Annotated in this window: 14 protein-coding genes, 1 pseudogene and 1 riboswitch; of the genes and pseudogenes, 5 read left to right on the top strand and 10 right to left on the bottom strand. The window is 71.1% G+C overall.

Going from position 1 to position 13,564, the window contains the following annotated elements:
• Positions 1–14: 14 nt before the first annotated feature.
• Both AB3K78_RS01015 and AB3K78_RS01010 read left to right on the top strand, forming a co-directional pair.
• Entirely contained in the window at positions 15–1,049 is a 1,035-nt protein-coding gene (locus AB3K78_RS01015; protein ID WP_416445379.1) for a cation:proton antiporter, read from the top strand.
• Positions 995–1,243, top strand: coding sequence for a hypothetical protein (locus AB3K78_RS01010; protein ID WP_416445377.1), 249 nt, complete (start codon positions 995–997; stop codon positions 1,241–1,243). The genes AB3K78_RS01015 and AB3K78_RS01010 overlap by 55 nt, the downstream gene beginning before the upstream one ends.
• A 62-nt stretch (positions 1,244–1,305) precedes the next feature.
• Here AB3K78_RS01010 and AB3K78_RS01005 read toward each other — a convergent pair whose 3' ends face one another.
• The 8 genes from AB3K78_RS01005 to AB3K78_RS00970 form a co-directional block, all read right to left on the bottom strand.
• On the bottom strand, positions 1,306–2,301 hold the full coding sequence (locus AB3K78_RS01005; protein ID WP_416445376.1) for an SRPBCC family protein: 996 nt from the start codon (positions 2,299–2,301) through the stop codon (positions 1,306–1,308).
• 108 nt (positions 2,302–2,409) lie between these two features.
• Positions 2,410–2,754 (bottom strand): ArsR/SmtB family transcription factor, encoded by a 345-nt coding sequence (locus AB3K78_RS01000; RefSeq protein WP_416445375.1) that lies wholly within the window; start codon positions 2,752–2,754, stop codon positions 2,410–2,412.
• Positions 2,755–2,830: 76 nt separating this feature from the next.
• The gene (locus tag AB3K78_RS00995) at positions 2,831–3,535 is read right to left on the bottom strand and encodes a VTT domain-containing protein (RefSeq protein ID WP_416445374.1); all 705 of its coding nucleotides are present in this window, start codon (positions 3,533–3,535) and stop codon (positions 2,831–2,833) included.
• 231 nt (positions 3,536–3,766) lie between these two features.
• Complete coding sequence (locus tag AB3K78_RS00990) at positions 3,767–3,889, bottom strand: hypothetical protein (RefSeq protein WP_416445372.1); 123 nt, start codon at positions 3,887–3,889, stop codon at positions 3,767–3,769.
• A gap of 37 nt (positions 3,890–3,926) precedes the next feature.
• Positions 3,927–4,814, bottom strand: coding sequence for a bifunctional methylenetetrahydrofolate dehydrogenase/methenyltetrahydrofolate cyclohydrolase (locus AB3K78_RS00985; protein ID WP_416445370.1), 888 nt, complete (start codon positions 4,812–4,814; stop codon positions 3,927–3,929).
• A 3-nt stretch (positions 4,815–4,817) separates the two neighbouring features.
• Positions 4,818–6,122: a serine hydroxymethyltransferase gene (gene glyA, locus AB3K78_RS00980; RefSeq protein WP_416445368.1), complete on the bottom strand. Its 1,305-nt coding sequence runs from the start codon at positions 6,120–6,122 to the stop codon at positions 4,818–4,820.
• Positions 6,123–6,176: 54 nt separating this feature from the next.
• Positions 6,177–6,262: riboswitch (ZMP/ZTP riboswitch) on the bottom strand.
• Entirely contained in the window at positions 6,249–6,548 is a 300-nt protein-coding gene (locus tag AB3K78_RS00975) for a hypothetical protein (RefSeq protein WP_416445366.1), read from the bottom strand. Its footprint overlaps the riboswitch before it by 14 nt.
• A gap of 29 nt (positions 6,549–6,577) precedes the next feature.
• Positions 6,578–7,555, bottom strand: coding sequence for a hypothetical protein (locus AB3K78_RS00970; protein ID WP_416445364.1), 978 nt, complete (start codon positions 7,553–7,555; stop codon positions 6,578–6,580).
• Between the two features lie 127 nt (positions 7,556–7,682).
• Here AB3K78_RS00970 and purU point away from each other — a divergent pair, with 127 nt between their 5' ends.
• Entirely contained in the window at positions 7,683–8,567 is an 885-nt protein-coding gene (gene purU / locus AB3K78_RS00965) for a formyltetrahydrofolate deformylase (RefSeq protein WP_416445362.1), read from the top strand.
• Positions 8,568–8,573: 6 nt separating this feature from the next.
• Here the strand turns inward: purU and AB3K78_RS00960 are convergent, their stop codons facing one another.
• Entirely contained in the window at positions 8,574–9,302 is a 729-nt protein-coding gene (locus AB3K78_RS00960) for a TetR/AcrR family transcriptional regulator (protein WP_416445360.1), read from the bottom strand.
• 194 nt (positions 9,303–9,496) lie between these two features.
• On the opposite strand from AB3K78_RS00960, the pseudogene AB3K78_RS00955 reads away from it, so the two are divergent.
• Positions 9,497–11,127: pseudogene (locus AB3K78_RS00955) on the top strand (amidohydrolase).
• A 44-nt stretch (positions 11,128–11,171) separates the two neighbouring features.
• Entirely contained in the window at positions 11,172–12,611 is a 1,440-nt protein-coding gene (locus AB3K78_RS00950; protein WP_416445358.1) for an APC family permease, read from the top strand.
• A gap of 58 nt (positions 12,612–12,669) precedes the next feature.
• Here AB3K78_RS00950 and AB3K78_RS00945 read toward each other — a convergent pair whose 3' ends face one another.
• The gene (locus tag AB3K78_RS00945) at positions 12,670–13,509 is read right to left on the bottom strand and encodes a biotin--[acetyl-CoA-carboxylase] ligase (RefSeq protein ID WP_416445356.1); all 840 of its coding nucleotides are present in this window, start codon (positions 13,507–13,509) and stop codon (positions 12,670–12,672) included.
• Between the last annotated feature and the right edge of the window lie 55 nt (positions 13,510–13,564).

The following is a 13,564-nucleotide window of genomic DNA, read 5'->3' as shown; positions in this document are numbered from 1 at the left end:
GTTTCGGAGTCCCCGTGGAGAACGCCCCCGTCACGCTGCTCGTCGTGCCGCTGATCGCGGTGGTCGCGCCGCTGCTCGCCCGCCTCGTCTCGCGCGCGCTCGTCGTTCCGCTCGTGGTCTTCGAGGTCGCGCTCGGCATGCTCGTCGGCCCGAGCGGCCTCGGCTGGGTGGCCGACGGCCCGCTGCTCGACGCCCTCTCGCAGCTCGGCATCGCGATGCTCTTCTTCATGGCCGGGAACGAGATCGAGCCGGCCTCGCTGCTCGGGCGCCGCGGCAAGCGCGCCCTCGCCGGGTGGGGCGTCTCGGCCGTCCTCGCGCTCGGCGCGGGCTTCCTCATCGCGCCGGAGCCCGGAGCCGCACTGCTCATCGGGATCGCCCTGACGGGCACGGCGCTCGGCACCATCATGCCCATGCTGCGCGATTCGGGGATCCTGCGCACCCCGCTCGGTTCCGCGCTCTCCTCGGCGGGAGCCATCGGCGAGTTCGCGCCCCTCGTCGCGATCTCGATCTTCTTCAGCGGCCGCCAGCCCGTCGCGGGCCTCCTCACCCTGCTGGTGTTCGCGGGCGTCGCGGGGCTCGCATTCCGCCTCGCGTCGCACGGCAGCCGCGACTGGCTGCACCGAGTGGTCTCGGCGACGCTCCGCACGAGCGGCCAGTTCGCGGTGCGGCTCGTGATCGCGATCCTCGCGGTGCTCGTCGTCCTCGCCCTGCTGCTCGGCGTCGACTTCCTGCTCGGCGCCTTCACCGCCGGCATGCTCGCCCGGGTGGTGCTGCGCGGCGGCGATCCCGAGCACCTGGAGATCGTCGAGGCGAAGCTCGAATCGATCGCCTTCGGGTTCTTCGTGCCGGTCTTCTTCGTCGCGACCGGCGTCTCGTTCCCGCTCGCGGCGCTCCTGCAGGATCGGCGAGCGCTCCTGCTGATCCCGGTGTTCCTCGTCGCGATGCTGCTCGTGCGCGGACTCCCTCGCTGTGGACCGTGGACCCCGGCTCATCGATGGCCGACCGGCGCAGCAGCGCGTTCTTCACCGCGACCACGCTGCCGCTCGTGATCGCGGTCACGGGGATCGGCACCACGACCGGCGTGCTCGACGCCGGAACCGCCGCCGCGATGGTCGGGGCCGCCATGCTCACCGTATTCCTGTTCCCCGTGATCGCGCTCATCGGCCGCGGGGCCCCGCGCACCGGGCCCGACGAGGCCGGATCCGGCCCGGATCCCGAGGTGCTCGCGCCCGCGCACGAGTAGACGCGCGTTCGCCCCGGATCCGCACGCTGCGCGGATCCGGGGCGAACGATGCTCGCGATGGGTCAAGCTGCGACGAGCGCCTCCCGCTCGAGGCGCTGGTAGCTCGTCTCCATGCCGTCGACCATGCCGGTCGCGAGGATCATCTCGCGCGTCGCGGCGTCGGGGTAGGTGATGAGCAGCGTCAGGAGCGTGCCGCCCTCGACCGGCGTGAGGGTGAGCTCGTTGCGGGTCACCGGGCTCTGCGCGCCGTCGGGATCCTCGGGCGTCACCATGGCCTCCGTGGTCACGGCGCGCACCGGGCGCTCGCCCTCGAGGAACTCGCCGGTGAAGCCGAAGCTCTCGCCGCTCTCGATGTTCCGCCACTCCTGCCGGAATCGCTGGCCCGGCTCGCTCGCCACCTCGCAGACCGGCATCTCCCAGCCGTCCGGCCCGAGCATCCAGCGTCGCATCAGCTCGGCCTCGTGGTGCGCGCGCCACACCTGCTCCGCGGTGCCGCGGATCACGCGCGAGACGCGGGCCTGGGTATCGCCGACCAGCTGCAGCTGCGTCGGCAGCTCGGCCGCGTAGGACGCCAGGTCCTCCACCACGGCGTCGATCTGCGCCATCGCCGAGCGGGTGCCCTGCTCCATGCCCATCGCCTGCAGCTGCTCGAGCGACTCGAGCGAATCGAAGTAGCTGGTCGTGGTGAGCCGGGAGCCGAGCGCGGTCTGCTGGAACTCGAACACCATGCGCATGTCCGGCATCTCGGTGTTCGGGGTGCCGTCGTCGAGCGTGAACCCGTCGCGCACCTCGAAGGAACGGCCCTCGTCGACGGAGACCCACTTCCAGTAGCCGCCGTGCGACTCACCCTCGGGACTCGTCAGCCGGTAGAGGCTGAGCCCGCCCGGTGCGAAGTCGTGCCGGCGGAAGGTCGCCGGGAACTCCGGCGGCCCCCAGAAGCGCTCGATCTGGCGGGGGTCTGCGTAGGCGTCCCAGAGCCTGCGCACCGGGACGGTGAAGTCGGCGACGACGGTGATCGTCAGCGCCTCGGGGTCGGTGGTGAATGCGGTGACCGGCATGATGCGGTGCCTTTCGTTCTCGGTGATCTGGGTGTTCGTGACGTTCGGATGCTCAGGATGTTCGGCTGCTGCGCGAGCCTCACTCATCGGCTCGAGCGGGGCGGGAGGTCAGTCCTGCGGAGCGTCCTCGGCGAAGAGCGCGTCGAGCCGGTCGATGCGTCCGCGCCAGAGCTGCTCGAAGTGGCCGAGGAGCTCCTGCGCCCGACGGATGGTCTCGGGGTTGCCTCGGATGATGCGCTCCCTTCCTCTGGGGATCTTCGCGACGAGATCGGCGGCCTCGAGCACCGCCACGTGCTTCTGCACGGCGGCGAAGCTCATGTCGTAGTCACGGGCGAGCTCGGACACCGAGGCCTCGCCGGTGAGCGTGCGGCGGACGATGTCGCGCCGCGTGGCATCGGCGAGCGCCCGGAAGACCCGGTCGATCTGTGCGTCGGAAAGTTCTTGTACAACCATTTGGTTGTACATTACGACGCGCTCGAAGGCGCGTCAACCCCGAATCCGAAATCGGTGCGAGTGCGCGAACGGACTCCTACTCGGCGGACGCGCCCTCGGGCGAGCGACGCTTCCGCCACCACGAGCGGAACGCGCGGATCGCCTCGATGAGGATCGGGATCCCCGGCAGCAGCACGAGCACGATGATGAACACCTCGGAGTACTGGTGCACGAACGGGATCTGACCGAGGAAGAACCCGATGAGGGTCACGCCGACGCCCCAGAGCAGCGCGCCGATCGCGTTGTACGCGACGAAGTGCCGGTAGTCCATCTTGCCGACGCCCGCCGCGGCCGGCACGAACGCTCGGAAGACCGGGAGGAAGCGGGCGATGATGATCGCCTTCGGTCCGTGCTTCTCGAAGAACGCGTGGGTGCGCTGCACGTTCTCGGGGTTGAAGAGCTTGCTCTTCTCACGGCTGAACACCGCGGGCCCGAGCTTGCGCCCGATCATGAAACCGACCTGATCGCCGGCGAATGCGAAGGCGAAGAGCAGGATGCAGGTGATCCAGATGGGCACGTCGATGATGCCGGTCGCCGTGAACAGTCCGACCGTGAACAGCAGAGAATCGCCGGGCAGGAACGCGAGCACCAGCACGCCGGTCTCGAGGAACACGAATGCGCAGGCGAGCACCAGCGCGACCCAGCCTCCGGCCTTCAGCAGCGTCTCGGGATCGAGCCAGTCGATGCCGAGCAGGGCGGGCGTGACGAAGCCTGCGAGCGAGGCGAGCGCGGAGTGGAGCACCGGGGTCCGACTTTCAGTTCACGGGTGTGGGCTGGCGACCGGGATCTCGGCACCGCAGTCCAGTATGCACTGCGGTGCTGGCACGCGGCTGGCACCGCCGCCGCCCGGATCGGCCCGCGCGGGGCACGGGGCGCAGGGCGCACCCCGAGGGGCACCGTCCCCTCCGGAATCGACGAAGCGCCGCGGGTCCACCGGAACGGACCCGCGGCGCTTCGTCACCGGCTCATCGGCTCAGTCGCGAGGGCAGGAGCAGCGATCGGCCATGGCCACGCCCTCCAGCGCCTCCTCGATGTGCAGGCCGCACCCGGCCCAGGTGGTCTTGCCGCAGTCGGCGCAGCGCACGGGTGAGCACATGTGGTTCTCCTCGATCGGTCGGGTCGCGAGCGGCGGATCAGGCGGCGTCGGCCGCGCGCTCCGCCATCTCGACCACGTTCTTCAGCAGCAGGGCGCGGGTCATGGGCCCCACGCCACCGGGGTTCGGCGAGACCCAGGCGGCGACCTCGGCGACCGCCGGATCGACATCGCCGACGACGCGGCTCTTGCCGGTCTCGGGGTCCACCTTGCGCGACACGCCCACGTCGAGCACGACCGCGCCCGGCTTGACGTCCTCTGCGCGCACGATGCCCTCCACGCCTGCGGCCGCGACGATCACGTCGGCCCGGCGCAGCTCGGCGCCGAGGTCCTGGGTGCCCGTGTGCGTGAGCGTGACGGTCGCGTTGAACTCGCGGCGGGTGAGCAGCGGGCCGATCGGGCGACCGACGGTCACGCCGCGGCCCACGACCACGACGTGCTTGCCCGCCCAGGACAGGCCGTTGCGCTCGACCAGCTCGATCACGCCGCGCGGGGTGCACGGCAGCGGCGAGGTGATCTCGGTGTTGGCGTTGAGCACGAGGCGCCCGAGGTTCGTCGGGTGCAGCCCGTCGGCATCCTTGGCCGGGTCGATCTTCTCGAGGATCCGGTCGGTGTCGATGTGCTTCGGCAGCGGCAGCTGCACGATGTACCCGGTGCACGCGGGATCGGCGTTGAGCTCGTCGAGCACCGCCTCGAGCTCCTCCTGCGTCACGGTGTCGGGCAGCTCGCGCTGGATCGACGCGATGCCGACCTCGGCGCAGTCGCGGTGCTTGCCCGCGACGTACCACTTCGAGCCGGGATCCTCGCCGACCAGCACGGTCGCGAGGCCCGGCGTGATGCCGCGCTCGCGGAGCGCTGCGACGCGCTCCGCGAGCTCCTGCTTGATCGTCGCCGCCGCGGCGGTTCCGTCGAGCTTCTCAGCGGCCAAGGGTCACCACTCCTCGAGGCCGGGGTACAGCGGGAACGCGTCGGCGAGCGCCGTGACGCGCGCCTTGAGCGCCTCGATGTCCCCGCCCAGCGAAGCGGCATCGGCTCCGTGCTGGAGGGTGAGCGCGATGATGTCGGCCACCTCGGCGAACTCCACGTCGCCGAAGCCGCGGGTGGCGAGGGCCGGGGTGCCGATGCGGAGGCCGCTGGTCACCATCGGGGGGCGCGGGTCGAAGGGCACCGCGTTGCGGTTGACGGTGATGCCGACGGCGTGCAGCGCGTCCTCGGCCTGCTGGCCGTCGAGCTCGGAGTTGCGCAGATCGGCGAGCACCAGGTGCACGTCGGTGCCGCCGGTGAGCACGTCGACGCCCGCGGCCTTCGAGGCCTCGCTGGTGAGCGCGTCGGCGACGAGCTTCGCGCCCGACAGGGTGCGGACCTGGCGATCCTTGAACTCGTCGGTCGCGGCGAGCTTGAAGGCGGTCGCCTTCGCGGCGATCACGTGCATGAGCGGGCCGCCCTGCTGGCCGGGGAACACGTTCGAGTTGAGCTTCTTGAAGAGTTCGAGGTCGTTCGTGAGGATGAAGCCCGAGCGGGGGCCGCCGATGGTCTTGTGCACCGTCGACGAGACGACGTGGGCGTGCGGCACGGGGCTCGGGTAGAGGCCGGCGGCGACGAGGCCCGCGAAGTGCGCCATGTCGACCCAGAGGGTCGCGCCGACTTCGTCGGCGATCTCGCGGAACTTCGCGAAGTCGAGGGTGCGGGGGTAGGCCGACCAGCCGGCGATGATCACCTTGGGCTTGTGCTCGAGCGCCTTCTCGCGCACGACGTCCATGTCGATGAGGAAGGTCTCGGGGTCGACGCCGTAGTGCACGACGTTGTAGAGCTTGCCCGAGAAGTTCAGCTTCATGCCGTGGGTGAGGTGGCCGCCGTGGGCGAGTTCGAGGCCGAGGATCGTGTCGCCGGGCTCGGCGATCGCCGACAGCACCGCCGCGTTGGCCGAGGCGCCCGAGTGGGGCTGCACGTTGGCGTACTTCGCGCCGAAGAGGCTCTTGGCGCGCTCGCGCGCCAGCTCCTCGGCGATGTCGACGAACTCGCAGCCGCCGTAGTAGCGGCGACCGGGGTAGCCCTCGGCGTACTTGTTGGTGAGCACGGAGCCCTGCGACTCGAGCACCGCGCGGGGAACGAAGTTCTCGCTCGCGATCATCTCGAGGGTGCCGCGCTGGCGGCCGAGCTCGTTCTTCAGGACCTCCGCGATCTCAGGGTCGACGACCTCGAGCGGCTCGTTGAAGAAAGCTGACTGGTTCGACATCCGGTGTACTCCTCAGGTGTTCTCGTTCCGCGCGCGCGGAAGACATCGGTTCGGTTTTTCGACCCAGGCGAGCGGCCGTTCCGAGAGGGGGTGTCGTTTCCCGATGGTGTCCCATCTGCACGCCAGTCACGACTCGCTCATCATATCCGGTGCGGCTCCAACTCCGGAGGATGTGTACCGCGGTTGCACGGTCGCCGGCTGGTTCTCGACGAGGCGGAGCTCCGGCCACTCGTCGAACGCGAAGGTCGGCGCATCCGCTCCCCAGAGATGCGCGGCCTCCGCGGAGGAGCCTTCGCCGGTCCAGTCGGCGTCGCCGCGGCTCTCCGCCCAGTACCGCCCGCTGGTCAGCTCGAGCGTGACGATCGTGCTCCCCGCGGGCGGCGCAGGACGTTCGTCGTGCTCGTCCGCGCCCGGGACGGCGGCCACGAGATCCAGTGCGTACCCGTTCGCGTTCCTCAGGTGGAAGCGCACGCCCGTCGCCGGGCCGCCGCTCCCGCCCTCGCCGGTGAGGACCTCCCGCGAGGGGATCTGCTTCCCCATCCGTCCTCGCCCTCGACCGGCGTCCACCCCTGCGCTTCGACGAGCGGCAGCAGCCGGTCGCCGATGGCCACCGGTTCGCCGTGCTCGATCCGGTCCCACGCGACGCGCACGCGGTACTCGTACGGCTCCTTCCGACGGTCCTCGTCGATGATGCCGCCGGGTGCGCCCAGCAACCAGCCGTCGGCGCCGATCGCCCTGCGCGCGCCCGCGAGCTCCCGCTGCGCCGCGTCCCAGTTGCGCTCCTGGCGGGCCCGTCCCCGCTCGGGCGTCAGATCCACGACGTCGACCTCCTGGCTGCCCGCGGAGTCCCGTGCACCGTGCATCGCGGCGCGGCCGATGCCGGCCCCCACAAGGCCGATCAGGATCGGCACCGCGACGATGCCGATCAGGAGCACCAGGGTGCCGAGCGGTCGCTCCGCCCGGGGCGCCCCGTCCCTCCGCTTCGCCGCGAGCGCGCAGACCACGGCCGCCGCGTAGCAGAGGGGGACGGCCGCGATCGAGACCCCGGCGATCGCGTCCTGCACCCGTGCGGTGGCACCGGGCGCGAACGCCGCGAGTCCGGAGTCGACCGAGCCGCTGTCGCCGACGCCCCGCAGCGACAGGCAGAATCCGAGCGGGCCCCACACGCATCCCGCCAGCGCGACGCCCACCGCGACCGGCACGGAGGCGTACCCCCTGCGCCGCAGGATCAGCTTCGGCAGCAGGCCGAGGAGGGCGAGGGCGGGCCACCAGACCGGCAGGCTCACGAGCATGAACAGGCTCTCCCAGCCGCCGCCGCCCGCGAATCGGACGAGCATGAGCACCGGCGGGAGCGCCCAGGCCACCGGGGTCCAGGCCGCCCAGAGCGCGCGACGAACCGAGACCGGTCCTGCCGGGGGCCTCGGGTCCTCCATGACTGCTCCGCTTCCGGCGCTGCCGCACCTGCATCGGGTCGGGTGCGGGCAGCCTAGCAGCGCCGCGCGCGCCCACGAGGCACGCGCAGCCGATCGGGTGCGCGTGGATCCAGTACCCTTGGACCCCGTGAACACGATCGCGACGGACTCCTCCGGCACCCAGTGGGTGCTCACCCTCAGCTGCATCGACGGACCGGGGATCGTGCACGCGATCAGCGGCGCGATCGTCGCGGCCGGCGGCAACATCGCCGAGAGCCAGCAGTTCGCGAGCCACGACACCGGTCGGTTCTTCATGCGCCTGCAGGTGGAGGCCGTGGCCCAGCCGGAGACCTTCGAGGCGCGCTTCGAACAGGCGCTCGCGCCCGTGACGGAGCGCTACCACATGACCTGGCGCCTCGACGTGGTCGGCCGACCCGTGCGCACCCTGATCCTCGCCTCCACCGCGACCCACTGCGTGAACGACCTGCTCTACCGCCAGCGCGGCGGCCAGCTGCCCATCGAGGTGCCGCTGATCCTCTCGAACCACGAGACCGTGCGCGACATCGCCGACTTCTACGGGGTGCCGTTCGAGCACCGCCAGGTCGCCGGCCCCGAGGACAAGGCGGCCTTCGAGCGCCGGGTGCTCGACGTCGTCGAGGAGCAGGACATCGAGCTCGTCGTGCTCGCCCGCTACATGCAGATCCTCTCGCCCGAGCTGTGCGAGGCGCTCGCGGGCCGCGCGATCAACATCCACCACTCGTTCCTGCCCGGCTTCAAGGGCGCGAACCCCTACCGCCAGGCGCACCAGCGCGGTGTGAAGCTGATCGGCGCGACCGCGCACTTCGTCACGACCGACCTCGACGAGGGACCGATCATCGAGCAGGACGTGACCCGCGTCGACCACGCGTACTCCCCGCAGGAGCTCATGCAGCTCGGCCAGGACGGCGAGGCGCGCACGCTCCGCCGCGCGGTGACGTGGTTCGCCGAGAACCGGATCCTCGCCGACGGCGACCGCACCATCATCTTCCGCTAGGCGGGATCAGGGCTCGGGCCGGTCGCTCCGCAGCGCGTCGAACTCCGCTCGGAAACCCGCGAGCATCGCCCGCAACCCGAACTCGAACGAGGCGTCGGCCGTGCTCTGCCGCCTCGCGGAGAGGAACTCGGCTCGCGCCCGATACGCCGAGGTGAAGGTCGGCACGTCCGTCCGCGGCCCAGGGTCGAGCATCTGCTCGTCGGCGCCGAGGTCGAGTGCGGAGCCCAGGATGAACGATTCGAGGGCGACGAGCAGGATCAGCACCCGCTCCTGGGGCCAGCCGGCCCGCACCAGGGCGCGGATCACTCCGTCGTACATGAGCGTCGTCGAGGACTCCTCGGCGAGCGGCAGCACGGCGAGCAGCGCGACGGTGGAGGGATGCGCCGCGAACGCGTCTCGGTAGTGCCCCGACCACTCGACGAGCGCCTCGTCCCACGGGCTGCGGTCGAACATGTCGAGCGGGATCCGGTCGCTGATCAGCTCGCGCATCCCCGCGATCAGGTCCGGATACCCGTCGACGTGGTTGTAGAGGGCCGAGGGCTGCACGCCGAGCTCCTTCGCGATCGCTCGGATCCCGGCGGCGTCGGCCCCGCCACGGTCCACGAGGCGCAGCGCGGTCTCGAAGATGAGCCGGCGCGAGAGGATCCCCTGCGCGGGGCGGCCCGCGCGGCGGCGCGACGGCCCGGCGCTCCTCCCGGCCTCCGCGCGGTCGCCATCGTCCGCGGTCGTCGTCATCTTCGCCTCCCCGGTTCATCCTGGCGCGGCCCGAGCCGGATCGCAAAACTCATTCGCATCCGCCCGGCATTCGTACTATTCTCTTCCGCAGCGCTCAAACGAACCCCGTTCATTTTGGCACTTCCGCTCGCGATCCCTACCGCTCCGTGCTCCACGGGCGTCCGGATCACCCCTCAGCAGCAAGGACGCAGCAGATGACGACCGTTTTCACCGGTGGCACCGTGATCATCGACCCGGCACCCGCAGCCGGGTCCGCGGCGACGAGCGACGCGCTCGCAGTCCGGGACGGACGCGTGGTCGCGCTCGGTGCCGATGCGCTCACGCTCGCACGGGAATCCGGTGCCGAGGTCGTCGACCTCGCCGGAGGCACCCTGGCCCCGGCTCCGGGCGACGGCCACGCCCACCCGGTGCTCGGAGGGCTCGAAGCGGCCGGCCCCGCAGTCCGGGAGGCCGCCGACCTCGACGGGATCCTCCGCGCCGTCGCGGCGTGGAAGGCCGCGAACCCCGATGCCGAGTGGATCGTCGGCGCGAGCTACGACGCCACCTTCGCCCCCGGCGGACGCTTCGACGCCCGCTGGCTCGACGAGGTGACGGGCGACACCCCGACCGTGCTGCGGGCCTGGGACTACCACACCGCGTGGGTCAACACCGCGGCGCTCGAAGCGGGCGGCATCACCGCCGAGACTCCCGATCCGCCCCTCGGGCGCATCGTGCGCCGCGAGGACGGCAGCCCGCTCGGCACGCTGCAAGAGGCGGCGGCCAACGACTTCCTCGCGAACGTGGTGCCCGGATTCTCGCTCGAGGCCCGGGTCGACGCGATCGAGGCCGCGACCCGCTCATACGCCGAGCAGGGCACCACGTGGATCCAGGACGCCTGGGTCGACGCCGGTGACGTCGAGACCTACCGCGCAGCAGTGCGCGAGGACCGCCTGCATACCCGGGTCAACCTGGCCCTGCGCGCGGACCCCGCGCACTGGCGCGAGCAGCTCGACGAGTTCGCCGCGATCCGCGACGAGATCCGCGCGCTCGCGCACCCGCGACTGAGCGCCGAGACGATCAAGGTCTTCGTCGACGGCGTGATCGAGAATCACACGGCGGCGCTCACCTCCCCTACGCCGACCGGCCCGACGACCGCGGCCTGCCCAACTGGGACGAGGCCGAGCTGCGGGCGGCCACCGCCGCGTTCGACGCGCTCGGGTTCCAGCTGCACCTGCACGCGATCGGCGACGCCGCGGTGCGATCGGCGCTCGACGCGCTCGAGGCCGCACAGGCGCAGGATCCGGCCCGCGAACGGCACCACGTGATCGCGCACGTCGCGATGCTCGCCCCCGGAGACGCCGAGCGCTTCGCCGAAATCGGGATCATCGCGAACTTCGAGCCCTACTGGGCGCAGTGCGACGCGGTCATGGAGTCGCTCACGATCCCGCACATCGGGCATGATCGCGAAGGCTGGCAGTACCTCATCGGCTCGGTGCTGCGCGGCGGCGCGACCGTCTCGTTCGGCAGCGACTGGCCGGTCACCACGAAGGACTGGCGCCCCGCGCTCTCGACGGCGATCACCCGGCACAGCCACCTCGAGCCCGACGCGGAATCCTGGCTGCCCGAGGAGCGCGTCTCCGCAGGCGAGGCGTACGCCGCCTACACCCGCGGCATCGCGCGGCAGGCGCTCGCGACCGACCGCGGCACCCTCGACGTCGGCATGACCGCCGACCTCGTCTGGCTCTCGGAGAACCCGCTCGCGGTCGACCCGAACCGGATCCCCGAGATCACGATCCGCGGCACGTGGCTCGCGGGTCGTGCGACCTTCGTGGGATCATCCTCCTAGGGCGCCCAGGCGCCCCATCCGGACCTTTTCAAAGGAGAAAACCCGTGTCCGATCCAGCAACCGTGTCCACCAGCACAACGGGCGGCCCGCACCTCAAGCGCGCCCTCGGCCTGACCGGCCTCACGCTCTTCGGCGTGACCTACATGACGGTCATCACGGTGTTCACCACCTACGGCATCGTGAACCAGGTGACCGACGGCCACCTGCCAGCGGCCTACGTGGTCGCCGTCGTCACCATGCTCTTCACCGCGGCGAGCTACGGCGCCATGGTGCGGCGCTACCCGGTCGCGGGATCCGCGTACACCTATACGCAGCAGTCGTTCGGCGGGGCCATCGGCTTCCTCACCGGTTGGGTCATGCTGCTCGACTACCTCTTCATCCCGATGATCAACTTCATGCTCATCGGCATCTACCTGAACACGCAGTTCCCCGCGGTCCCGGTCTGGGCGTTCACCCTCGCCTCGCTGCTGCTCGTGCTGCTGTTCAACATCCTCGGCATCAACCTGGTCAACAAGGTGAACTTCGTGATCATCGCCCTCTCGGTGGTGCTCGTGATCGTGTTCATGGCGCTCGCGTTCAAGGAGTACCTGGGCGGAGACCAGTCGGTCGGCCTCATCGAGCCCTTCACCTTCGGCGAGGGCGGCATCGGCGCCATCGCGTCGGGTGCGGCGGTGCTCGCGCTCTCCTTCCTCGGCTTCGACGCGGTCTCGACCCTGTCCGAGGAGGCGAAGCGCCCGCGCAAGGACATCCCGCGCGCGATCCTGCTCTCGACCCTGGTCGGCGGCTTCTTCTTCATCCTCGTGTCGTGGTCGGGCGCGCTCGCGTTCAGCCCGGACTGGTCGACGCTGAACAAGGAGCAGATCGACGCCGCGGGCACCACCGTGATGGACAGCTTCGGCGTGAGCTGGTTCACCGCGTTCTTCGTCGCGATCTACGTCGTCGGCGCGTTCGGCTCGGGCATGACCGGCCAGGTCTCGGTGTCGCGCATCCTCTACGCGATGGGTCGCGACGGCATGCTGCCGAAGCCGCTCGCCCGCCTGCACCGCCGTTTCGGCACTCCGATCGTCGCCGCCTGCGTGGTCTCGGTCTTCGCCCTCTCGGCGCTGTTCCTGTCGCTCGACACCGTCGCCTTCATGATCAGCTTCGGTGCCCTGGCGGCGTTCGCGCTGGTCAACCTGTCGGTGATCCGCACCTACGTGTTCCCGAAGGGCGGTCGCCGCGAGCAGTTCGGGTTCTGGAAGTGGGTCCGCTACCTCGTGATGCCGGTGATCGGCTTCGCCCTCACCATCTGGCTCTGGACCTCGCTGCAGGCCCTCACCTGGCTCGTGGGCGCCATCTGGCTCGTGGTCGGCGTCATCATCATCGCGATCGTGACGGGCGGCTTCCGCAAGCCCGTACCGAAGATGGACTTCTCGGAGGGCGAGCCCACGACCGAGCAGATCGACCAGCTCGGCGACGAGTTCCCGCTGGAGCCCAACCGCTAGGCGGGGCGGCCCGCACCCGCCGGTTGAGCGAGCTGACTCAACCGGCGGGCGGGGGCGCCTACCGCAGGTGCTCGACGTCGCCCGCCGACACGACGAGCTCCCCGCCCGTCGGCAGGTCGACCACGAGCGAGCCGTCGTCCGACAGGGTGCGTGCACGGCCGTCGACCACGCGGTCGGCCAGATGCACGCGCACCTCGGAGCCGAGGGTGAGCGAATGCCGCAGCACGCGCGCCCGGACGGCCCCGGCGTCCTGCGCAGCGCGCTCGACCAGTCGCAGCAGGCCGCCCGCCACTGCGGCGATCACCTCGTCGGCGAGCGTCCGCCCCGCATCGCTGTCGAGCGTCTCGGCCCCGCCCACGTCGGCGCCCGCGGCGAGCAGCGACGATGCCCGGTCGGTCGGCAGCTCCCACTCGGGGATCAGCAGGTTGAGGCCCGTGCCGACGATCACGGACCCGTCGGGCAGCATCTCGCAGAGGATCCCGCAGAGCTTGCGGCCCGGCCGCCCCGCGACCGCGTCGTCCTCGTCGCGCACGTGCACGTCGTTCGGCCATTTCACCCCGACCCGCAGACCCGAATCCGCGGCGAAGCGCGGCTGCAGCGCGTCCGTCACCGCGGACCCGGCGATGAGCGGGGTCCAGCCCGGTCCGAGCGCGGCCGAGACCACTCGGATGCCGGGGCCGCGCAGCAGCAGCGACGCCGCGATCGAGGTGCCCGGTGGCGTGACCCAGCCGCGGCCGAGCCGGCCCCGGCCCGCCGTCTGGTCCGCGGTCGCGAGCAGCGTGCCGTTCGGGAGCCCCGGTTCATTTGCGACGAGCTCGCGGAGTTCGGCGTTGGTCGACGGCGAGGACTCCCGCCACTCGACGCGGGGCAGCAGGGCGCGGGTGCGAGGCAGGTCCATGCGAACGAGCGTAGCGGCGCGGCGTCCTCCTCGCCCGCTGGAGGAATCCTCCAGC

Source organism: Leucobacter sp. HNU (assembly GCF_047946755.1).
In the GTDB taxonomy this organism is placed as follows: Bacteria; Actinomycetota; Actinomycetes; order Actinomycetales; family Microbacteriaceae; genus Leucobacter.
This window is presented reverse-complemented; position numbering and strand designations above follow the sequence as displayed.

Excerpts from the sequence above, each read along its gene's own strand:
- AB3K78_RS01010 (WP_416445377.1), top strand. The coding sequence starts at position 995 with ATGGCCGACCGGCGCAGCAGCGCGTTCTTCACCGCGACCACGCTGCCG.
- AB3K78_RS01005 (WP_416445376.1), bottom strand. The coding sequence starts at position 2,301 with ATGCCGGTCACCGCATTCACCACCGACCCCGAGGCGCTGACGATCACC.
- AB3K78_RS01000 (WP_416445375.1), bottom strand. The coding sequence starts at position 2,754 with ATGGTTGTACAAGAACTTTCCGACGCACAGATCGACCGGGTCTTCCGG.
- AB3K78_RS00990 (WP_416445372.1), bottom strand. The coding sequence starts at position 3,889 with ATGTGCTCACCCGTGCGCTGCGCCGACTGCGGCAAGACCACCTGGGCC.
- glyA (WP_416445368.1), bottom strand. The coding sequence starts at position 6,122 with ATGTCGAACCAGTCAGCTTTCTTCAACGAGCCGCTCGAGGTCGTCGAC.
- AB3K78_RS00970 (WP_416445364.1), bottom strand. The coding sequence starts at position 7,555 with ATGGAGGACCCGAGGCCCCCGGCAGGACCGGTCTCGGTTCGTCGCGCG.
- AB3K78_RS00960 (WP_416445360.1), bottom strand. The coding sequence starts at position 9,302 with ATGACGACGACCGCGGACGATGGCGACCGCGCGGAGGCCGGGAGGAGC.
- AB3K78_RS00945 (WP_416445356.1), bottom strand. The coding sequence starts at position 13,509 with ATGGACCTGCCTCGCACCCGCGCCCTGCTGCCCCGCGTCGAGTGGCGG.